The sequence below is a fragment of the Candidatus Nanosynbacter sp. HMT-352 genome (genome assembly GCF_021222645.1).
In the GTDB taxonomy this organism is placed as follows: Bacteria; Patescibacteriota; Saccharimonadia; order Saccharimonadales; family Saccharimonadaceae; genus Nanosynbacter.
This window is the reverse complement of record NZ_CP089520.1, coordinates 321,128-342,480: the sequence shown is the minus strand read 5'-3', so window position 1 is coordinate 342,480 and position 21,353 is coordinate 321,128. Positions and strand designations below refer to the sequence as shown.

At 44.9% G+C, this 21,353-nt stretch carries 17 protein-coding genes and 2 tRNA genes; 12 read left to right on the top strand and 7 right to left on the bottom strand.

All coding sequences use genetic code 11. The features are described from left to right. Positions 1-128 precede the first annotated feature (128 nt). The 3 genes from LR957_RS01830 to LR957_RS01820 all read right to left on the bottom strand — a co-directional run bounded on the left by LR957_RS01830 (position 129) and on the right by LR957_RS01820 (position 2,777). On the bottom strand, positions 129-1,859 hold the full coding sequence (locus tag LR957_RS01830; RefSeq protein WP_232272662.1) for a LamG-like jellyroll fold domain-containing protein: 1,731 nt from the start codon (positions 1,857-1,859) through the stop codon (positions 129-131). Positions 1,860-1,899: 40 nt separating this feature from the next. Continuing rightward, positions 1,900-2,529, bottom strand: a complete 630-nt coding sequence (locus tag LR957_RS01825; RefSeq protein WP_232272661.1) for a hypothetical protein — start codon at positions 2,527-2,529, stop codon at positions 1,900-1,902. A gap of 163 nt (positions 2,530-2,692) precedes the next feature. Then, a tRNA-Leu gene (locus LR957_RS01820) sits at positions 2,693-2,777 on the bottom strand. 157 nt (positions 2,778-2,934) lie between these two features. Between LR957_RS01820 and LR957_RS01815 the strand changes: the two genes are divergently transcribed. Next, entirely contained in the window at positions 2,935-4,545 is a 1,611-nt protein-coding gene (locus tag LR957_RS01815; protein WP_232273260.1) for an FAD-binding oxidoreductase, read from the top strand. Between the two features lie 40 nt (positions 4,546-4,585). Next, positions 4,586-4,672 (top strand) — tRNA-Leu (locus tag LR957_RS01810). A gap of 119 nt (positions 4,673-4,791) precedes the next feature. Here the strand turns inward: LR957_RS01810 and LR957_RS01805 are convergent. Then, entirely contained in the window at positions 4,792-5,253 is a 462-nt protein-coding gene (locus tag LR957_RS01805; RefSeq protein WP_232273259.1) for a hypothetical protein, read from the bottom strand. Between the two features lie 334 nt (positions 5,254-5,587). Further along, the gene (locus LR957_RS01800) at positions 5,588-5,818 is read right to left on the bottom strand and encodes a hypothetical protein (RefSeq protein WP_232273258.1); all 231 of its coding nucleotides are present in this window, start codon (positions 5,816-5,818) and stop codon (positions 5,588-5,590) included. 269 nt (positions 5,819-6,087) lie between these two features. Here LR957_RS01800 and LR957_RS01795 point away from each other — a divergent pair, with 269 nt between their 5' ends. The 5 genes from LR957_RS01795 (at position 6,088) to LR957_RS01775 (ending at position 11,033) form a co-directional block, all read left to right on the top strand. Continuing rightward, a complete protein-coding gene (locus tag LR957_RS01795; protein WP_232273257.1) occupies positions 6,088-6,615 on the top strand; it encodes a TrmH family RNA methyltransferase in 528 nt (175 codons plus the stop codon). Positions 6,616-6,751: 136 nt separating this feature from the next. Then, entirely contained in the window at positions 6,752-8,086 is a 1,335-nt protein-coding gene (hisS, locus tag LR957_RS01790) for a histidine--tRNA ligase (RefSeq protein ID WP_232273256.1), read from the top strand. A 26-nt stretch (positions 8,087-8,112) separates the two neighbouring features. Continuing rightward, on the top strand, positions 8,113-9,402 hold the full coding sequence (gene tig / locus LR957_RS01785) for a trigger factor (protein ID WP_232273255.1): 1,290 nt from the start codon (positions 8,113-8,115) through the stop codon (positions 9,400-9,402). 7 nt (positions 9,403-9,409) lie between these two features. Continuing rightward, entirely contained in the window at positions 9,410-10,003 is a 594-nt protein-coding gene (locus LR957_RS01780; RefSeq protein WP_129635252.1) for an ATP-dependent Clp protease proteolytic subunit, read from the top strand. Positions 10,004-10,094: 91 nt separating this feature from the next. After that, positions 10,095-11,033 carry a thymidylate synthase gene (locus LR957_RS01775; RefSeq protein ID WP_232273254.1) on the top strand — a complete coding sequence of 313 codons (939 nt, stop codon included), beginning with the start codon at positions 10,095-10,097 and terminating at the stop codon, positions 11,031-11,033. 51 nt (positions 11,034-11,084) lie between these two features. On the opposite strand, the gene LR957_RS01770 is transcribed toward LR957_RS01775, so the two are convergent. Continuing rightward, complete coding sequence (locus tag LR957_RS01770; protein ID WP_232273253.1) at positions 11,085-11,417, bottom strand: hypothetical protein; 333 nt, start codon at positions 11,415-11,417, stop codon at positions 11,085-11,087. A 46-nt stretch (positions 11,418-11,463) separates the two neighbouring features. Continuing rightward, the gene (locus tag LR957_RS01765; RefSeq protein WP_232273252.1) at positions 11,464-11,958 is read right to left on the bottom strand and encodes a dihydrofolate reductase; all 495 of its coding nucleotides are present in this window, start codon (positions 11,956-11,958) and stop codon (positions 11,464-11,466) included. A 104-nt stretch (positions 11,959-12,062) separates the two neighbouring features. On the opposite strand from LR957_RS01765, the gene LR957_RS01760 reads away from it, so the two are divergent. From LR957_RS01760 to rpoC, 5 genes are all read left to right on the top strand, one after another. Continuing rightward, on the top strand, positions 12,063-12,782 hold the full coding sequence (locus tag LR957_RS01760; protein ID WP_232273251.1) for a dCTP deaminase: 720 nt from the start codon (positions 12,063-12,065) through the stop codon (positions 12,780-12,782). After that, the gene (locus LR957_RS01755; RefSeq protein ID WP_232273250.1) at positions 12,782-13,225 is read left to right on the top strand and encodes an HIT family protein; all 444 of its coding nucleotides are present in this window, start codon (positions 12,782-12,784) and stop codon (positions 13,223-13,225) included. Before LR957_RS01760 ends, LR957_RS01755 begins: the two co-directional genes overlap by 1 nt. Before the next feature lie 2 nt (positions 13,226-13,227). Then, positions 13,228-13,872, top strand: coding sequence for a dTMP kinase (gene tmk, locus LR957_RS01750; RefSeq protein WP_232273249.1), 645 nt, complete (start codon positions 13,228-13,230; stop codon positions 13,870-13,872). Between the two features lie 169 nt (positions 13,873-14,041). Then, positions 14,042-17,383 (top strand): DNA-directed RNA polymerase subunit beta, encoded by a 3,342-nt coding sequence (rpoB, locus tag LR957_RS01745; protein ID WP_232273248.1) that lies wholly within the window; start codon positions 14,042-14,044, stop codon positions 17,381-17,383. A 1-nt stretch (position 17,384) separates the two neighbouring features. Next, complete coding sequence (gene rpoC, locus LR957_RS01740) at positions 17,385-21,218, top strand: DNA-directed RNA polymerase subunit beta' (protein WP_232273247.1); 3,834 nt, start codon at positions 17,385-17,387, stop codon at positions 21,216-21,218. Positions 21,219-21,353: the final 135 nt, after the last annotated feature.

Genomic DNA, 21,353 nt, shown 5'->3' with positions numbered 1-21,353 from the left:
CACAGACCTTCCTTTGGTGTAATTATATCACGAAATAATAGAGGTAGCAATTTATTAACCATTAAATGTATAAATCACATAATCTGTCTAGTAGGCTCAATTGCCGTTAATGAGTCAGCTTAATGCTATTATGGAGCGCCTGCTAGATAGTGATCACGAACTTGATGCTCGGTTAGGGCCGTTGCGTAGACTGAACTATATTGCATACTTCCGTTAAAATATTTAGGCCCATTGTATCCACTGCCGTCGGCATTTTTCCAGTTAAGCACTTTGCCACAGCCAACTTTCCAGTAGCCGCCGCTGAACATCTTTTCTCCAGCAGTCATTGATGGGTTTGAGTCGACTTGATTACCATCTAAATAAAGCGCTGCGCCGTTTGGGGACATAGTAGCAACGACATGATGCCAGTGACCGTCGGAATAGTTTACACCGGCAGGTGAAGTAACAAGCTTAATTCCTCTGTCGTACACACCAAACACCACTCTACCATCTTTATCTATGTATATATGACGATCACTATATCCTCTTCCGTCATAGTCACCCTGGTAGAGAGAGCTGAATCCTATTAGTCGTCCGTTGCTTTTTTGATTGGTATTAAACCATACTTCCAGGCTAAATATATTTGGAGCTGGAGTAATTTTTTTAGCTTCTGACGTTCCATGAGTAAGACAGGTATCTACTCCATTAAACACTGAAACACGATGGTCGTCACGCGTACAGCCTGCGGTTGCTACGGCAACTCGACTTGGCGACTTATCTCCCGGTGCGGCACTGCCATCATTGTTATTACCGGAGAGGTCTGTGACAATAGGGTTTACTACATAGTCACTGTTGAGTGCCCAAGAGAAATAGGGCTGAGGATTGGGGCGAATTTGTGAATTAATCCAGGTGACATCAGAACATTTAAAATAAGCTCGAGATTGGATGCTGTTGATGTTGTTTTGCATGGTTGCAGTAAAGCCCGCCAGGGAAGATAGTTGCACGACCAAAAGTACTATCTCGAATAGTATAATGATAGCGAGCAGTGCCATATTTCGATTGCGCTCATAGGCAAGTTGTAGTCCTGTAATCTCCTCTTCTGGCGGAGGCAGTTTTACTAATAAAGCTATAAATAACGGTAAAAGACACCATAATAATGCGAGAGCCACTCCAGACGGTCCAAGAGATGGTCGTGGAATATAAATGTAATGTCCCTGCCTGTCGGTTTCTGTGGCGCGAACGATTGTAGTTTGACCGGTATATATGCGATTTCCTCTGTCATCTCGAATAGGAAAGATGCCGGTATTAACAATATGAAGTTGTACGTCATTTTTCTGGTGTTTAGCAATACTAAGCATGTCTACACGGAGCCATGGATTAAGGATTAGCGTTGCTAAAATAACCACGAGTGTTCCGCCAATAATGCGAACTGGCCAGCGCCAGTGTTTGTGTATTTTCTTGATACACGAAATCAGATAGACGATAATCCATCCAATTAGTAAAATAGGTGCGGCACGCCATACCCATCCCCATATAGGCGCAATTACTATTGCTTTGCCTATTACATCCTGACCACCTACCGGCAAGGAGTCTTCCGTGATATTGAGGTCTCCTTTTGTTGTATAGCTATGATCATCATTTACTTTTATTAGTCTATGGGTGTAAATGTTGCCGCTACGATAAAACGTAATAATATCATCTTTGTCGTAAGATTGTTGTGGCTTAGTGACTACTAGTGTTCCAACGGGGGCGGTCTCACCCATGCTTGGAGTTACGATGGAGAAAAAGCGAAAACCAGCTAAATGTAATATAAGCACCGAGCCTAAACTCAGTAGACTCAGTGCTGTGATTACCCAGATGCTGGTTTTGCTAAATCTCATTGACCTTCAATATGTATAGTCTTAGAACTGCTATTATTTACTAGGCGCTAAACTGCCAGGTGATTGGTTGTGATATTTGACGGCCCTGGAAGCTGGCGTCAGTATTTGCTGGGAGCGCTGCTGTGATAACTAGGTTAACTGTTTCATTTGGTGCAATTGGATGACCAACAATTGCTTTAATGTCTTGTGCTGCAGCTTGCTGGAACGCTTCCGCGGTACCAGTCCAGACTTGTGTTCCATTGGCTTGAACGGTGATGGTCATTTTGCCACATAAGTTACCAGTACCAGAGACTGATGCTCCTGGCGCGTTCACTGTCGTACAAGTACCGCCCTTAACAGTGAAGGCGCTAGCGGCTATACTACCTTTATTAGTAATCTTTACGGTCGTACTTGTGCTGCCTCCTGGAACAAGTGCTTGGCCGCCGTATTTGTTGATAGTCGCGCATGTCGCACTGCCGGCGCCAGTAGTGGTACATGCAACTGAACCGTCTTGGTTTTTTTCTTCCATAACTAATGTGCCCGTTGAAGCTGTATTTACGCTGTTGGTGATAGTTGCAACAACACCTGCAAAAGTAGGTGTTAAGCTAAACGCTACCATCAGAGTCATAATACCTCCGATAGTTGCCAGACCAATACGCTGCCTTTGGAAATAGTTATTTGATTTTCTCATGCTAGTATAAACCCTCCTCGATTATCTAATTTAGATGTCTCGCATTATTATTTTCCTTGGCGTGATTGTAGCATAGGCGTTTTAGTGTAGTCAATATGATTTTCTATGTCAATTTAAAAAAAGGTCGCCGTATTAAAGGCGACGATTTATAGAATACTACAATTGGTGCGGATGAAAGGACTTGAACCTTCACGCCGTGAGGCACATGCTCCTAAGGCATGCGTGTCTACCAATTCCACCACATCCGCATAATTAAATTGTTAAAGATGCACTTGCGAATTTGTTAGGGGATGGTGTCATCCGCATTGTGTCCGCATTTGCATAACTTGATTATATCAAAACAAATTCTACTTATCAACTGTCCGCGCTTATGCTAAAATTGAAGTAACATACCAAGGAGGATTGATGAATAAAGTTGCGAAATATTTGAATGAACATCTTAGTGGCGAAGTCGCGTCGCAGGATTTTGCATTGAGCCAAGTTGAGGCTGATAATGGGCTTTTGGCGCGCCGACCAGAAATGATTGTCCGAGCAGCTAATATGAACGATATCAGGAAAGTGATGCGATTTTGTTCTCAACTGGCAGAGAAAGGCCATGTTTTACCTGTATTTGTTCGTGGTTGTGGCAATGATGAAACTGGCGCGGCGACGAATAAGGGCATTGCAATTGACGAAAAAACGTATATGAATCGTGTGGTTGGTATTGATCCTCGTCAGCAACTGATTCATGCTCAAGCGGGAATTTCTCTTTCGGCAATCAACGCAACTTTGTCTACCCATAAAGGTTTGGGTTTGCCGCAAACTTCATACGTAGCAGAAGAAGGCACGATTGGTGGTGCAATTAACACGGCTCCATCTGGAATATTATCTGGCGCACATGGTCGTTTTGCTGACGCGATTCAGCAGCTTGAGATTGTCCTAAGTAACGGTGACGTGATTCAGACTGGTCGCATATCTCGACGCGAATTGAATAAGAAAAAAGGCTTATCGACGTTTGAGGGCGAGATTTATCGAGAGATTGACAATTTAATCTCAGACAACGCTGAACTGATTTCGCAAATGGATCCAGATTTGCCAGATACAGTTGGCTATAGTGGGATTTCTCGGGTGAAGCAAAAAGACGGGTCATTTGACCTGACACCGTTGTTTATTGGCAGTCAGGGAAGTCTGGGTGTGATTTGCGAAGTTATTATGAAGGCGCAATTTATTCGTCCAGAATATTCAGTTGTTGTCGCATCATATAAAAAGTTGTCAGACGCGCAATCAGCTGTGGAATTGGCGATGAAAAATAAGGCGTCGGCAGTGGAAATAATCGATGGGCGATTCTTCCGCCAGGCTGCGGTCGTCGGTAAGGTGGTTGAGTGGGCGCCGAAAGAGTGCTTTAAGGGTGCGGTAGTCTTGGCTATCTTTGACGACTTCTCTGACAGAGCGCGTAATAAAGCTGCGAAGAAATTGACTCGAAAATTGGAATCATCAGAAGCGGTTGACATAAAAACGCTACATTTAGAAGAGCAGGATTTGTTCAGTTTGCATTCTGTTTTGGCTTTGGCGGAAACTCCGAGCGAGCCGCATATGATTACGCCACGCGTTTTCTCTGGGATTTTAATGGCACCAGAAAAGATCGATAGTTTCCTTAGCGAGTTGAAGTCACTGGAGTCTAAGTACGGCGTGGATTTGCCAGTTTTTGTTGATTTTTCAAGCGATTATATTTCTCTACATCCGACGTTTGATAGTAAAAAGGTGAGTGAACGCCAGAAGATTCTTCAATTGTTGGCGGAAATTTCTCAGATTGTTAATAAGTATGAAGGTTCTTTTGCGGGCTTTGGTGGTGACGGAAGGCTGAAGGCTAACTTTATCTATAAAAATCTACCAGATGATGAAAAGCAATTATACGCAAAGGTGAAAAAAATCTTTGATCCAGCTGGAATTTTTAATCCAGGAATTAAATCGGAGGCTCAACCAAAGGAGTTGGCAGCGGAGTTAAACGCGTGGTGCAAGCTTCGTAATCAAGCTTGATACTGGGTGAGAATTGGGCTATAATTGACACGTAGCCCATGCGGATGTGGCGGAATTGGTAGACGCGCTAGCTTCAGGTGCTAGTGTACGCAAGTACGTGAAGGTTCAAGTCCTTTCATCCGCACCAAGAATTGAAATTTTTCACCATAAGAAAATCACCCGTAGTCAGGGTGATTTTTAATGTCGTAAATTCAGAGTCTACATGACAGGCAATCGTAAAGAACAATCACCTGCCATGTAGAATCGTCACGACCCCAGAACGGGGTTCTGGGTGTCAGAGAGGGTCTCCAGTGCAGCCTGGAGATCCCCCCTTGTCAGGTATTCGCCTGCATACATCAGTCCGACTGTAATACTGTCGATCTCACTTGTAAGCTTTTCGAGTTCGATATCACCATCGGTCACGCAGACATACTTCTTGACGAAGTCGTAAAACTTGTCTAAAGCCGACGCAATACGTTTTGCGTCGTTGTGGATGTCGGTACCGACAACAATATTTGTCGAGTGTACAGACCTGCATTGCAACTCCCCAATATAGACCTCTAGGTCATACAGGTAGCTGTTCACGTCTCGTATGTCTTGGATCAGTCTCCTGACCTGAATGGCCGGAATACACCCATCCTGACAAGTGAGTTTAACGACATCTCTCCACTTGGAGTTGAGAGTGTTTGTTGTCATCAGTAGCTTATCAGAGAGGTCTGCGGAAAGCATTATGCTATCCCTTTCTGTGTTTTCTCATCTGCGTGAGTGCAGCGTACTGTGTTCTTTACAATACAAGATGAGATCTTATCTCTCTTATGGTGGTTTTAAAAAAGAAATAAAAACTCATCTTGTGTTCGATTGCCTGTCAAAGTTCACTTTCGGACAAGGATTTACTCAACTCATCAACGAAAGCTACTTTCACTTATATCACACTTGTGTAAAAAAGTCAATAGAATGCATAAAAAACAGCCTCAAAACGAGACTATTCCAAAATAATTTCAAGGGGATATATGACAAGCAGCCATAAAGAGAATGAATTACACTCATCATATATTCCGCGTTGTTAGTCTTCTGTCTCTGTGTGATTCAGGAGACTTTGCGCTACTTGCGCCAGCGCAGTGGCTTCTTCGCTTAGCTGGACGAGAAGTTTCCTAACTTCTACATCAGTGGCAATCGCGTGTGATATCAGACCTTCTTTCGGGATATAGTCTAGGGTTAATTTCTTCCCCTCGACAGACGCGGTTGCTCGACGAAGAAAATTCTCCAGTGCCGTCGTATTGGTCTTTTTATTCACGACCCTTCACCTTTCTGGTATTTTCTCGCCCTCAGTGTGATATACGTGCATTCTTTATGCACAAGACGAGATTTTATCTCTTTAAGGTTCTTAGAAGAAGTAAAAACTCGCCTTGTGTTTTGGCTGCTTGTCAATGAGCGTTTTCGGACAAGGATTTGCTCAACTCGTCAACGAAAACTAATATTACCTATACCATTCTATGGTAATTAAGTCAATAGAAGGCTCTCGACTTTTGTTATTTATTCAGGAATTTTGCTAAAATAACAGAGATGGAAGATAAGAGAAATGTCATTGATAAATTTAAGGGTCGGAGCGAATCGGAGATTATAAGCGAGCTGGATTCTGAAGATCACGGTTTGGTGATTGCGCTGGAAAATACCGAGCGGGATTTTAATATGGGGACAATTGTCAGGAGCGCTAATGCGTTTGGCGTGCGGCAGATTTATGTGATTGGGCGTAGACAATGGAATAAGCGCGGTGCCATGATGACGGATAAATATCTGCATATTACGTATCTGGCGACGACGGAAGAGTTTGTTGAGAAAATGCGGACTGAAGATAGGGAAATTATTGCTATTGATAATATTCCTGGGAGTGTTAATATGTCGCAGACGAGTTTACCGAAGCGTGCGGTTTTGGTATTTGGGCAAGAAGGGCCGGGGATTTCTGCAGAGCTGGCTGGCGCTGCGGATCAGATTGTGGCGATTGAGCAATTCGGCTCGACTCGCTCCATAAACGTCGGTGCGGCAGCGACTGTGGCGATGTATTGTTGGCTGCAGCAAAATGTACTACAATAGTATCATGATTTTACCTAAATTCCATCGTTCACACGTGTTGCCGAGGTAGGACTCTGATTTTTGATTGTACGCGCCGAGTTCTGCTTCGGCGTTTTTGATTGCTATAAATAAGAAATAATGACATAATGGAGCTAACATGAGCAGTTTATCGACACAAAGTTACAAAGGTTCGCGAGACTATTTTCCAGAGGAAAAGCGTCTGCAGAATTACATTTTTAATGTTTGGCACAAGACGGTTGAGAGTTTTGGCTATGAAGAATACGGCGCGCCGCTACTGGAGCCGCTAGATATTTATCTGGCGAAGTCAGGTCAGGAATTGGCGGGCGAGCAAACATATGCCTTTGAGGATCGTGGTGGTCGAATGGTGGCGATTCGTCCTGAGATGACGCCGTCAATTTCTCGAATGGTGGCGGCTAGGCGTCAGGAATTAGCGATGCCTGCGCGACTATATTCTATTGCTAATTTTATGCGCTATGAACGACCACAGCGCGGACGCGAGCGTGAGTTTTGGCAATTGAATGCGGATTTGTTTGGCGTGGACGGCGCGGCGGCGGACGCGGAGATTATTGAGCTGAGTCACGCTAGCGTGATGAATTTTGGCGCCAAGCAGGAAATGTTTACGGTTAGGGTTAATAATCGCCAATTGATCAATCGTTTGATGAGCCAATTTTTGAAGCTTGATATTGTTGGTTCGACGATGATGATGAAGCTGCTTGATAGGAAAAATAAGATTCCTGCCGAAGAATTTAAGCGTCAGGCCATTGAGATTTTTGGCAATCAAGCGTCAGAGGGTTTGCCGAAGCTAGCAAAAATGATCAGTATGAAATCTGTTGATGATTTACCGGGCGAATTGATGGAAGATGAAAGCGTCAAGCAGCTTCGCGAAGTAATGAAATTGCTTAGCCAAAAAGGCATTACGAATGCGGTGTTTGATGTTACTCTGATGCGCGGACTGGATTATTACACAGGCATGGTTTTTGAGCTTTTTGACAATTCGCCAGAGAATAACCGAGCGTTGTTTGGTGGAGGACGATATGACGGATTGGTCGGGCTATTTGGCGTTGAACCGATTGCTACGGTCGGCGTTGGCATGGGCGCGACAACGATGGAACAATTTTTGGAAGTGCACGGCTTGTTGCCTAAATTGGCGTCTAAAACAGATGTATATATAATTCCGGTGTCAAAAGAATCTATGGCTGGCGCGGACGATTTGGCGCGAAAATTGCGCAGCGAAGGCGTGCGAGCGGAGTTGGATATCACTGGTAGAAAGATTGACAAGCAGATAAAAGCGGCGCTAAAAAAGCAAATTCCGTTTGCGGTGTTCGTGGGTGAGGATGAGATTGCTAGCGGCGCATACACGGTTCGAAACTTGGTGGAATCCGATGAACAAAAGGTTGGCGCTGAACGAATTGTGACAATTGTCAAAGATCGTCGATATGATGGCGATGAAGACGCTCTGTTTGAGGTATAGCCTGATATCTGTTATAATTAGTCTTTATGAAGACTACTGTAAAAAAACTATCAGATACTAAAGTTCAATTGACGATTTCTTTGGGTGCTAGCGAATTGGCTGACGCAGAACAAGTTTCCTTGACGAAGTTAGCCCGCGATATCAAAGTTCCAGGCTTCCGCAAAGGAAAAGTTCCCGCAAGTATAGCCGCTAAGCACGTTGATCCGAATGCGCTTCAGGAGCAGGTTCTGGAGAATGCTTTGTCAAAGGCGGTAGCTGAGGCGTTTTTGCAGGAAAAATTGCAGGCTTTGGATCGACCAAGTGTTGAAGTGAAAAAGTTTGTGCCGGGCGCCGAGTTGGAATTTACGGCTGAAGTTGAAGTTATTCCGCCAGTAAAATTGGGCGATTATAAAAAATTGTCAGCAAAAAAAGAAGTGGCGAAAGTCGAAGATAAAGAAATTGACGATGTTATTGAGCGAATTCGTAAAAACTATTCTGAAAAATCAGAGGTCAAGCGTGCTGCTAAGCTCGGCGACGAGGCTGTGATTGACTTTACAGGAAAGAAAGACGACGTAGCGTTTGAGGGAGGTTCGGCTAAGGAATATGGCTTGAAGCTTGGCGAAGGTCAATTCATTCCTGGATTTGAAGAAGGCGTGATTGGTCATAAGGCTGGCGAAGAATTTGATTTGAAACTGAAATTCCCAGAGGATTATCACGCTGAGAATTTGGCGGGTCAAGACGTTGTGTTTACCGTGAAACTTCACAATGTTAATGAATTGAAATTGCCAGAACTAAACGATGAATTTGCTGCAAAATGCGGTCCATTTACAGAGATGAAAGAAGTAAAAGAGGACATTAAGCGCGAGCTTACCGCACAAAAAGAGCGTGAAGCTGATGAGAAATTTAAGGACGCGCTAGTTGGTGAGTTAACGGAAAAAAGTAAAGCCGCGCTGCCAGAACTTTTGGTTGAGGATCAATTGCGATCAATCGAGCGTGACTTGACTCAGAATTTGATGTACAGCGGACTGAGTTTGGAGAGTTATTTGAAGACTCAGGGCTTCAAAGATAAAGAGGAATGGACGAAGAAAGAGGCTCGTCCAGCGGCTGAAAAGCGTGTTAAGGCTGGTCTGGTATTGGCTGAATTGTCAAAAGAATTGAAGATTGACGCTTCTCGTGATGAGATCCAAGAACAGATTAATTTCTTTAAGCAGCAATACGGCAAAGACAAGAAGATGCTAGAGCAATTTGACAATCCAAACGTCCACCGCGACATTGCCAACCGAATGATTACAGATAAGACCGTTGCTAAATTGGTCGAATTAAACACGAAGAAATAGGGTAAATATGCCAAAATCATATCTCATTCCAACTGTCGTTGAAAAGTCGGCCGACGGCGAGCGTGCTTTTGATATCTATTCGAGATTGTTGAATGAGAGAATTATTTTCCTTGGCGAAGACGTTAACGAGCATACTGCTAACAGTGTAGTGGCGCAATTACTGCATTTGGCATACGTTGACCCGCAGGCTGATATATCGCTATATATCAATAGTCCAGGCGGCAGCGTTTATGACGGTATGGCAATTTATGACACGATGAATTTTATTAAGCCCGATGTGGCAACGTATGGAATTGGTTTGCAGGCAAGCATGGGCGCGTTTTTGCTCAGTTCTGGCGCTAAGGGGAAGAGGTTTTGTTTGCCGCATGCCAAGGTTATGATTCATCAGCCGTCTTCTGGAACGCACGGCAAAGTGACCGACATGGAAATTGACATGAAGGAAACTTTGGAGGTTAAGGAGATGTTAGCGAAGATTATGGCGAAAAACACTGGTCAGAAATTAGCTAAGGTTAAGTCTGACATGGAACGTGACTATTGGATGACGCCAGATGAAGCCGTAAAATACGGACTGATTGATAAAGTCTTGACTAAATTGTCGTAAAAATTTGCGCATTTGTTGTTAAAACTACTAGTGATTCTGCTTGTGGTTTTTGGAGGATATTGTCATAATTTGAAGTAGGCAAGGAGGGTCTATGAGGCAATATTTAGACGCATTGAAATACGTTCGTGATAACGGTGTGCAAAAAGGTGATCGTACGGGGACGGGGACGACAGAAATTTTTGGCATTCAGACGCGATATAATTTGGCGGACGGATTTCCGGCTATGACCACTAAGAAGTTATATTTCAAAAGCGTTGCTCATGAGCTTTTATGGTTTCTTAAGGGTACGGGCAATATTGAATATTTGGCGCAAAACGGCGTTCATATTTGGGATGAGTGGCCATATAAAAATTATCTAGAAAAAACTGGTCAGAAAATACCAGAAATTAACGGCGATGAGTGGCGCGCTGGAATGAAGGAATTTATTGATAAGATTGCGAACGATCATGATTTTGCTGAAGAATGGGGAAATTTGGGTCCTGTTTATGGTGTCCAATGGCGAAAATGGCCGGACGGGAAGGGCGGAATTATTGACCAGATTCAGAACGCCATTGACATAATAAAGACGAATCCAGAGTCGCGTCGGAATATCGTGAGCGCGTGGAATGTGGCGGAAATTAATGATATCGTCCAAGCTGGCGGGCTGCCTCCGTGTCATACGATGTTTCAATTTAACGTAAGACCTGGTAAAGACTGCGAGAAAGATAGGCTGGATCTAGCTCTGACGCAGCGTTCGGCGGACATGTTCCTGGGCGTGCCGTTTAATATTGCCAGCTATGCGCTGCTTCTGTCGATTGTCGCTCAAGTTACCGACAAGCAACCCGGCGAGCTTATCCATACCTTAAATAGTGCGCATATTTACAATAATCATCGCACGCAAGTTGACGAGCAATTATCGAGGAACCCACTAACGCCGCCTAAGTTGTGGCTCAATCCAGACATCAAGAATATTGACGATTTCACGATTGATGATATTCGCCTGGAGAATTATGAGTGCCATCCAGCAATAAAAGCGCCGATCGCTGTGTAGTGTGATTCTCGCGGTCGGTGATTTACATTCGTCTGTTGAGGTGATTGATGTCTATTCTTCGTCAGATTCTTTAGCTGTAAGAATCATATAATTGTCGTTTTCAATACCAGACGGTTGTAGACCAGTAATCTCTTGATCGGGTAGAATAACGCTAAACTCTCGAGTAGCAGTATCATATAGTATAGTCGCACACTTTCCTATTGCTCTAGCTTTTCCGTTTTCGTCTGTCCATTTTTCCATAACAGGGGCTTTATCTTTGAATATCGCGCCTTCTTCAGTAGGTTTGCCATATAGTATTATTGTTTTACCCTCTGGTAGGTCCGCAACCGTAGTGCCTTTTATACGTTCAAGGGTTGTAGCTCGTATCATAGATCGCTCGTCCATAGTCTCTACTATACCACAAATACCAAATACTGTCAATTTAAGAAGGCTATTTTCTTTTATACGTCACAAAATCAAAATCGTAATTATTTTCGTTATCTGCCGAATGATGTACGCGACCTACTTCTTCCCATGCGTCCATATCTATTTCTGGGAAAAAAGTGTCAGCATCGGGGAATTCGGCGTCAATTTCCGTGGCGTAAATAGTGTCAATTTCTGGAATATCTAGCGCGTCTTTATAAACTTGCGAGCCGCCAATAATAAAAGTCGGATATCGGGATAGAGCCAGGGCGCTTCGTAAATTCATAGCCGTAAGAACTTTTTTAACACCTGTCGGTTTTGATGAGATGACAATATTTTCTCTGTCTGGAAGCGGTCGCGAGCCAATTGACTCAAACGTTTTTCTGCCCATGATGACGTTGCTATTTCTCGTCAAACGCTTAAAATTCACCAAGTCGGCTGGCAGACTTCGCCCCCACGGCATATCGCCATTTTGACCGATGGCGCGGTTTTTATCGTAAGCTACAATAATGGCTTTTTCCATAATTTCAGTTTAACATGCTGTAAAATTTACCGAAAGCTTGATAGGAATGCGTAAACTTGCCATAATAAGAATTGGTAGAAAAATCACGCAATGGGAGGTGTTTAGTGAGCGTGTATTCAAATAAAGACATATTAGCGGCGATTGAAGACGGGACAATTGTCTGTACGCCGTTCAACCCAAAAAACGTATCGGAAGCCAGCTTAGATTTTACGCTAGGCTTTAATTTTTATAAACAGGAATATGATGAGATTTCACGAGTTTATAATCCGTTTGACGAGTCCGATGTCAATCGATACTTCAAGGGTCCACTTAAGGCGATTCCGCATGCCGAATGGTGTGACCGGCACGGTTTTCGGGAATTTAAGAATATTCCGCCAGAGCATCCGATAATCGTACTGAAGCCTGGTGAGCGAATTTTGGCACACACGCACGAATTTGTTGGAATTCGGACGCATGGCGGCGCGGCTGAGGTGAAAAGTCGTAGCTCTTGGGGGCGAAACGGCGTGGCGGTGTGTTTTGATGCTGGCTGGGTTGATCCGGGATATATCAATCGGATTACGCTTGAGATTTACAATTTGAATAAGCATGAGAGTGTAGTTTTGCCTGTTGGCGAACGTATTGGGCAATTGATTTTTCATCACACTGGTCAGGTTGACGGCGGATATGCTAGTGGACGCGGCGGAATGAGCGGTAAATATCAGCACACTGACGATTTGGATGAATTGATAAAGACTTGGCGTCCAGAAATGATGTTGCCGCGGGCATTTAAGGATAATCGTCATAAACCGATGGAAATTCCGGGTCTAAGCGAGGGGATTTTGTGATGATGGCAGGTTCAATGTTTCGATCGCGAACGAAAGAAAAAGAATATATCGATCACAGGAGAAAGCATAAGTCTGACGGCTGCGATTTTTGTCAATTGGTAAAGCATCACACAGATCAGGTAGTTGATGAAACTGCGCATTGCCTGATTATTAAGAATAGATTTGGCTATAATTTTTGGGATGGCTGCGGCGTGGATGATCATTTGATGATTATACCGAAACGGCACGTGGATTCATTGGCGAATTTGAGCGATGAGGAAAAAATTGACTATATGAATCAGATTGCGAAGTTTGAGAATAACGGCTATTCGATTTACGCTCGGGCGCAAGGAAGTAAATCTAGGTCAATGGCGCACCAACATACGCATTTTATAAAAGTTGACGGCAAGGTGAAAAAGATGATGATTTATCTGAATAGGCCACACACTGTGATTATGAGGTAGTGATGAGTAGTGCGGGAAAATATATAGTTATCGAGGGTAATGACGGAACGGGCAAGTCTACACAGGTCGCGAAATTGGCGGAATATTTTCGGTCAATCGGGCGAACGGTTTGCGTGATTGAAGAGCCGGGAAGTGACGATCCGGAAAAATCAACTCCGATAGCAAATGAACTTCGAAAAGTTATTAAAAATGGCGATTTGGCGCGCTCTGCGGCGGTGAATGTGGCACTATTTTCTGCAGCTCGGCGTGAATTGTGGCGGGAAAAAATTCAGCCTGCGTTGGAACGTGGGGAGATTGTTTTGAGCGCGAGAAATTATATCTCAACGCTGGTTTATCAGGGGCGAGGCGAGGGCTTTGATGAATCAGAGATTTTGAGATTGACGGAACTGTTTACTGATGAAAAATATTTGCAGCCAAATGTTATGGTTATTTTAAGTTTGAGCCGAGAGAAGCGGGAATCGCGAATTTCTATGCGCGGCGAGCTGAAAAATCCTGACACTTTTGAGTCGCGCGGGCAAGATTTTCAGAAAAAAGTCGACGATGGATATCTGGAGATTGCCGAGGCGTACGGAATTCCGGTAGTTTCGGCTGACGGGACGATTGACGAAGTTCATGATATGTTGATTGATAATATCGAAAAACACTAGTAAAACCCTTGATTTTATTGACGTTTTTCGTCATAATGAGTAGTTATAGAAGTAGTGTATTCATGGCGGGTAAAAATTGCGAGTAGGCAAATCGTGATTTTGGGCTATGAATTAGAGATCTTCACAGCCGTCTATTAACCACTAATTAAAGCGAGGAGTGTTTACGCCTGTGGCAAAAAAACCAACCACAAGCAGCGAGCGCGTCTATTTCACCTCTGGTGATAATGCCCTGCCGCTGCCAAACTTGATCGCTCACCAAAAAGATTCTTGGCGCTGGTTCGTCGAAGAAGGCTTGAGTGAGATATTTTCAGAAGTTAACCCAATTGACGACTATACCGGTCAGAAGTTGTCATTAAAGTTCGGCAAATACTATTTTGGCGAGCCAAAAAACACTGACCAATTTGCCAAAGAAAACAACTTGACATTTGAAGCTCCGCTACACGCAACAGTTGAATTGACAAACAAGACAACTGGTGTAGTTGAAGAGCAGGAAATTTACCTCGGTGAATATCCATGGATGACTGATCGCGGTACGTTCGTTATCAACGGTACGGAGCGTGTGGTTGTTAGCCAGTTGATTCGTTCTGCTGGTGTTTTCTTCACTGCTGAAACAGTAGCGGGACGTAATTACTACGGCGCAAAAATCATTCCAGGACGTGGAGCTTGGATGGAATTTGAGACGGCTTCTAACGGTACGATTTACGTAAAGATCGACCGTCGTCGTAAGATACCGGCAACAACTTTGTTGCGCGCTTTGGGCTATCCAAAGACTAGCGAAATTAAGGAATTGTTCGCTGATATTGATACTGGTGACGTAAAGTATATTGACGAAACTTTAGACAAGGACACTTCTCGTGGTGCCAATGAGGCGTTGATTGAGGTTTATCGTCGATTACGTCCAGGTGATTTGGCGACAGTTGATAACGCTCGTCAGATGATTGAGCGAATGTTCTTTGACTTCAAGCGGTTTGATTATTCGCGGGTTGGTCGTTATAAATTGAATCAGCGCTTGGGTCTGGATGTCGCTAATACGGCTGAAAATCGTACATTGCAAATGAGCGATTTGGTGGCGATTTTGCGTGAAGTTATTCGCTTGAACAATACTCAGGAGCCAGCTGACGACATTGACGCATTGAGTAACCGCCGAGTTCGCTTGGTAGGTGAATTGATTGCCCGACAATTCCGCGTTGGTATGCTCCGAATGCAACGCAACGCGATGGATCGCATGAGCGTGGCGGATTTGGAAAGTGTTAGTCCAAGTCAATTAATTAATGCTCGTCCGATTGTTGCGGCTGTTCGTGAATTCTTCACTTCAAGCCAGTTGTCACAGCTACTTGACGAAGTTAACCCATTGTCAGAGTTGAGTCACAAGCGACGTTTGAGCTCGACTGGTCCTGGCGGTTTGACTCGCGAGCGCGCTGGATTTGAGGTCCGCGACGCCCACCCAACTCACTATGGTCGTATCTGTTCAGTGGAAACGCCAGAAGGTGCAAATATCGGTTTGGTGCTGAACTTGGCGGCTTATGCGCGCGTTAACGAATACGGATTTATTGAGACTCCATATCTTCGTGTGAAAGACGGAAAAGTCACTGACGAACTTGTTTACTTGGATGCTTCACAGGAAATTGGTGAGGTTATCGCTGATGCTGGCGAGGCTCTTAATGAAGACGGAACTTTCTGCGACGAGCGCGTCAACGCTCGCAGTAACATGCAACCATCACAAGTTGATGCTAGCCAGGTTACTTACATGGACGCAGCTCACCGCCAGATTCTAGGTTCGACTGCGGCGCTGGTGCCATTTATTGAAAAGACTCGTGTCGACCGTGCCTTGACTGGATCAAACATGCAACGTCAGGCTGTTCCTCTATTGTGTCCAGAATCCGCAACTGTTGGTACTGGAATTGAAAAGGCTGTGGCTGAGAATAGTGGTCACTTGATTCAAGCTAGCGCTGACGGTGAAGTCGTTCGCGCTGATGCCGATGAAGTTCACGTTAAATATGCTGACGGCGTAAAGATTTACACATTGAAGCACTTCGTGAAGAATAATGACGATCGTTGTTACAACCAAAAAGTCCGCGTTGAGCGTGGCGACAAGGTGAAGAAGGGCGATATTCTGATTGAAGGTGCCTCAATTGCTGGCGGTGAAATTGCCCTAGGTAAAAACCTTCTGGTTGCCTTTATGCCATGGGGCGGCTACAACATGGAAGATGCGATTATTATGAGTCGTCGTTTGGTTGAAGATGATCGATTGACAAGCATCAACATTAAAGATTACACCGTTGAGGTTCGTGAGACGAAGCTTGGTCCAGAGATTGTGACGCGTGATATCCCGAACGTTTCCGAGGAGAGTTTGCGCCACTTGGATGAGAACGGAATTGTTCAAATCGGTTCCGAGGTTAAGGCTGGCGATGTTTTGGTTGGTAAGATTACACCAAAGGGCGAGCAGGAATTGAGCTCTGAGGAACGTCTGCTTCGCGCAATCTTCGGTGAAAAGGCTAAGGACGTTCGCGATACATCACAGCGAATGAACAACGCGGGCGGCGGTAAAGTCGTTGGCGTTAAGATCTTTAGTCGTGAAAATGGTCACGAATTGAAGGCTGGCGTTTTGATGCAAATCCAGATCTTCGTTGCGCAATTACGAAAGATTGGCGTTGGTGACAAGATGGCCGGACGCTTCGGTAACAAGGGTGTTGTGGCGAAAGTTCTTCCTGTTGAAGATATGCCATTCCTAGAGGATGGTACGCCAGTTGACGTAGTTTTGAACCCACTTGGTGTGCCAAGTCGCATGAACCTTGGTCAGATTTTTGAAACTCACCTTGGTATGGCGGCTCGAGCATTGGGCTACCGCGTAGCAACTCCATCATTTAACGGTGTTCCAAGTGAGAAGATTTCTGATGAGCTAGAAAAAGCTGGTTTGGCGCGTGACGGTAAGAGTCAATTGTTTGACGGTCGCACCGGTGAACCATTTGAGGAGCGAACAACAGTTGGTGTGATGCATATGATTAAGTTGCACCACATGGTTTCTGACAAGATTCACGCTCGTTCAACTGGTCCATACACGATGGTTACTCAGCAGCCACTTGGTGGTAAAGCACAAAACGGTGGTCAGCGATTCGGTGAGATGGAGGTTTGGGCATTGGAAGCTTACGGTGCCGCTGCAACCCTACAGGAAATGTTGACAATTAAGTCTGACGACGTTTACGGTCGCGCTAAGGCATACGAATCAATCATTAAGGATGAGCCGATTGTCGGTCCAAAACTTCCAGAGTCCTTCAACGTGTTGGTTAAGGAGCTTCAAGGTTTGGGTCTTCGAGTTGATTTAGTTGACGACGAGGCAACAGTTGACGCTGAGCACGTTATTGCTTCAAGTGGTCCGGAAGATAAAACTGTCGCTACTGATGATGAGATAGAAGAAACATACTTGGATGAATCAGATGACATCGGTGAAATTGACGATGGTATGAGCGTGCAAGATATTGATGAAGTAGAAGAAATAAAGGAGGACGCGTAAGATGGTAAATTCTGCATTTAACGCAACGGGCATCAGCGATTTTGACGCGGTTCGTTTGGCGGTAGCTAGCCCAGAAGATATTCTGAAATGGAGCTACGGCGAAGTTTTGAAGCCAGAAACAATTAACTATCGCACACAAAAGCCAGAGCGCGACGGATTGTTCTGTGAGAGAATCTTTGGTCCGGTTAAGGACATCAATCCGCACGACTCAAAGCTTAAGGGTGTACGTTCACGCGAAGCTGCTGTCGATAAGAATGGCGAATTGGTCACTAAGTCAATCGTTCGTCGTGAGCGAATGGGGCACATTCAATTGGCAGTTCCAGTTGCACACATTTGGTTTATGCGCGGCACTCCAAGTGCAATGAGCCAGCTACTTGGCATGACGGTTCGCAATATTGAGAAAATCGTTTACTTTGCAACTTACGTCATCTTAAACGTTGACGAAACAACTCGTGATCAATATTTGGCAGATTTGGAAGCGGAAACTGATTTGGCTCGCAAGGCTATCAAAATCCGCTACGAAAAAATGGCTGAAGAAGATGGCGCTGACGTTAAGCAACTAGCTAAAGAGCAGAGCCGTGAAGTTGAGGAGTTGGAGGAAGCTTACGTTGGCAAGAAAACTCAATTGGAAAGCTTGAATTTTGGTGCTTTGATCTCAGAGAGCGAATATCGCAACTTGCCAGAAGAATATGACGAATTGATCGAAGTTGGCATGGGTGCTAGTGCGGTCAAAGAACTCTTGGACAAGATTGAGTTGCCAAAACTCATTGCTGAGTTGACAGAGGAAGCTGAGACTGCGAAAGGTCAACGACAGAAGAAGTTGCTAAAGCGCTTAAAGATGTTGGAGAGTATGGAAGCTGCTGGCATTAAGCCGTCAAGCCTATGTATGACCGTTCTGCCGGTGATTCCTCCGGATCTTCGTCCAATGGTGGCGTTGTCTGGTGGTCGATTTGCGACATCTGACTTGAATGACTTGTACCGCCGAATCATTAACCGCAACAACCGCTTGAAGAAGTTGATTGAGCTTAATGCGCCAGAAGTTATTCAGCGCAATGAAAAGCGCATGCTTCAGGAAGCTGTTGACGCTTTGATTGACAATTCAGCATCTCGCGGTCGTGCGGTTAGCTCGACTGGCGGTCGCCGTAGCTTGAAGAGTTTGAGTGATATGCTAAAGGGTAAGCAAGGTCGCTTCCGTCAGAACCTTCTTGGTAAGCGTGTTGACTATTCTGGCCGCTCGGTTATCGTGGTTGGTCCAAAGTTGAAAATCCATCAGTGTGGGCTACCAAAGCAGATGGCTCTGGAATTGTTTAAGCCATTCGTGATTAGCTGGTTGATTAAGAATGAATTTGCGCACAATATTCGCTCGGCTTCACGTCTAATTGAAGCTGGTGAAGCGGTAGTTTGGGACGCGCTGGACTCAGCAATTGAAGGTAAGTACGTTCTACTTAACCGCGCACCAAGTTTGCACCGTTTGTCAATTCAAGCCTTCCAGCCAGTTTTGGTTGAGGGAAAAGCTATTCAGTTGCATCCGCTAGTTTGTGCCGGATTTAACGCCGACTTCGATGGTGACCAGATGGCTGTTCACTTGCCGCTATCAAAAGAGGCTCAGGCTGAAGCTCGTGAATTGATGAGCGCAACTGCCAACTTGTTGAAGCCTGCTGATGGTGCGCCAGTGCTGCATATTTCGCAGGACATCGTGCTCGGTAACTATTACTTGACTTACGACAAGCCACAAGCTCAGACTGATAAGGTTAAAACTTACAGCTCTGTTTACGAAGCAGAAATGGCTTACGACAATGGCGTAATTCAATTGCAAACTCCAATTCGCATCTTTGCAAAGGGTAAAATGCGTGAAACAACTTTGGGTCGTGTCTTCTTCAATGAGATTCTGCCTGAAGATTTTCCATACGATAATAATGTCCAGACTAAAAAGCAGCTTAAGAAAGTGCTGGCGCAAATCTTTAACAAGTACGGTGCCGAAGAAACTGCTAAGATTGCAGACCGCATGAAGGGTCAAGCTTTTCGCTTTGCTACGGTTGCGGCTGTGTCGACTGGTATGACCGACTACGTCCACTTTGAGGAAATTCCTCAGTTTGTGGCTGAAGGTGACGCTAAGGCGGCTTTGATTTCTGAGCAATTCGACCAAGGTTTAATTACTGAGGAAGAGCGATATAACTTGACGGTTAGCGCATGGCGAAACGTCGACAATAAGATTACAGCATTCCTGAAAGACCAATTGGCACACATGGACACCAGTATTTCTATGATGGTTAACTCTGGTGCTCGTGGTGATATTTCCAACGTGAAGTTGGCGAGCGCGATGATTGGTGTTCAGATGGACGCAACCAACCATGAGATTGAGCTTCCAATTCGCAGCTCTTACACGGGCGGTTTGTCTAGCCTTGAGGCCTTTATCGCAACTCGTGGTGCACGTAAGGGTCTTATTGACACGGCTCTTAAGACTGCCGACTCGGGTTACTTGACTCGTCGTTTGGTTGACGTTGCACAAGACGTCTTTACCGTTGAAGATACTGATGGCGACGATGAAGGTTACGCAATTTACCGATCAGAAACCGAAGAGACAATGATTGACTTCTCAAACCGTTTGGCTGGTCGTTATGCTGCTGAAACAATTCCAGGTCACGTCAATAAGAACGAATTGATCACGCGTGAAATCGCAGATTCAATTGATGACGACGAAAGCATTGAAAGCGTTAAGATTCAGTCCGTATTATCAACAAACAACCTTAACGGTATTCCACAGCGAAGTTACGGTATTGATATGTCGACTGGTAAATTGGTTGGCAATCATCAGCCAGTCGGTGTTATCGCCGCTCAGTCGGTCGGTGAGCCTGGTACTCAGTTGACGCTTCGTACCTTCCACAACTCTGGTGTTGCTGGTGGTGATATTACTCAAGGTTTGCCTCGTGTTGAAGAATTGTTTGAAGCACGCACACCAAAGGGTCAGGCATTCATTACGGAAGTTGCTGGTTTGGTTGACGTTTGGGAGGATGGCAAGAAGTACATCGTTCAAATTACACCAGAATCTGGCAAGGTTGAGCGATTGCCATTAGAAGGACGAACCGTTGTGGTTAAGGCTGGCTCAAGTGTTAAGGCTGGCGATGTCTTGGCAACTGGCGAGAGCGACACTCGACCTTTGATCGCGCCATTTGATGGTGTAGTCGAGGTTGCTGAAGATACTTTAGTGATTGCCGCAGAAGCCGGTTCACCAACTCGTTATGAAATCCCAGGCAATATGCAGTTGGTCGTTAAGGCAAACGATGTTGTCGAAGCTGGTGATCGATTGACAACTGGATCGTTGAACTTGCACGATTTGATGCGACTTAAGGGTGTTGAGGCAACTCAGCGCTATATCATCAACGAAGTTCTGCGAATCTATGCTGCTCAGGGTCAGGACGTGGCTGACAAGCATTTGGAGATCATTGTTCGACAGATGTTTAGTCGCGTGCAAATCGAAGATGCTGGTGATAGTGAATTCGTGACTGGCGACATCGTTTCTAAGGCCGCTGTGGTCAATGCAAATAAGCAATTGGCTGCTGAAGGTAAGAACTTGATTAGCTACACACAATTGCTACTTGGTATCACAAAGGTGTCAATCTGGAGTGACTCATGGCTATCGGCTGCATCCTTCCAGGATACTACTCGCGTGCTGATCAACGCTGCCGTATCTGGTCGAGCTGACCACTTGCATGGTTTGAAGGAAAACGTCATCATCGGCCGCAAGATTCCAGTAGGAACCGGCGCTGTCGAAGAAGATGAAGAATTCGAAGCACCGAGCGAAGACGAATTCAGTGAAGAAGAAATCGCTGTTTAGCAGGTAGATCTGGCCGCAATAATCCGCAACACCCGTACCTTGATTATAAGGTCGGGTGTTTTGCGTATGATGATTATTTTATTTGGTAGCTCATAAAGCACTGTATGTAGATTCGAAGTCTTTGTTTTGGAAGAT

Excerpts from the sequence above, each read along its gene's own strand:
- rpoC (WP_232273247.1), top strand. The coding sequence starts at position 17,385 with ATGGTAAATTCTGCATTTAACGCAACGGGCATCAGCGATTTTGACGCG.
- LR957_RS01775 (WP_232273254.1), top strand. The coding sequence starts at position 10,095 with ATGAGGCAATATTTAGACGCATTGAAATACGTTCGTGATAACGGTGTG.
- hisS (WP_232273256.1), top strand. The coding sequence starts at position 6,752 with ATGAGCAGTTTATCGACACAAAGTTACAAAGGTTCGCGAGACTATTTT.
- LR957_RS01795 (WP_232273257.1), top strand. The coding sequence starts at position 6,088 with ATGGAAGATAAGAGAAATGTCATTGATAAATTTAAGGGTCGGAGCGAA.
- LR957_RS01830 (WP_232272662.1), bottom strand. The coding sequence starts at position 1,859 with ATGAGATTTAGCAAAACCAGCATCTGGGTAATCACAGCACTGAGTCTA.
- tig (WP_232273255.1), top strand. The coding sequence starts at position 8,113 with ATGAAGACTACTGTAAAAAAACTATCAGATACTAAAGTTCAATTGACG.
- LR957_RS01755 (WP_232273250.1), top strand. The coding sequence starts at position 12,782 with ATGATGGCAGGTTCAATGTTTCGATCGCGAACGAAAGAAAAAGAATAT.
- LR957_RS01765 (WP_232273252.1), bottom strand. The coding sequence starts at position 11,958 with ATGGAAAAAGCCATTATTGTAGCTTACGATAAAAACCGCGCCATCGGT.
- LR957_RS01825 (WP_232272661.1), bottom strand. The coding sequence starts at position 2,529 with ATGAGAAAATCAAATAACTATTTCCAAAGGCAGCGTATTGGTCTGGCA.
- LR957_RS01805 (WP_232273259.1), bottom strand. The coding sequence starts at position 5,253 with ATGCTTTCCGCAGACCTCTCTGATAAGCTACTGATGACAACAAACACT.
- LR957_RS01770 (WP_232273253.1), bottom strand. The coding sequence starts at position 11,417 with ATGGACGAGCGATCTATGATACGAGCTACAACCCTTGAACGTATAAAA.
- LR957_RS01815 (WP_232273260.1), top strand. The coding sequence starts at position 2,935 with ATGAATAAAGTTGCGAAATATTTGAATGAACATCTTAGTGGCGAAGTC.
- LR957_RS01780 (WP_129635252.1), top strand. The coding sequence starts at position 9,410 with ATGCCAAAATCATATCTCATTCCAACTGTCGTTGAAAAGTCGGCCGAC.
- tmk (WP_232273249.1), top strand. The coding sequence starts at position 13,228 with ATGAGTAGTGCGGGAAAATATATAGTTATCGAGGGTAATGACGGAACG.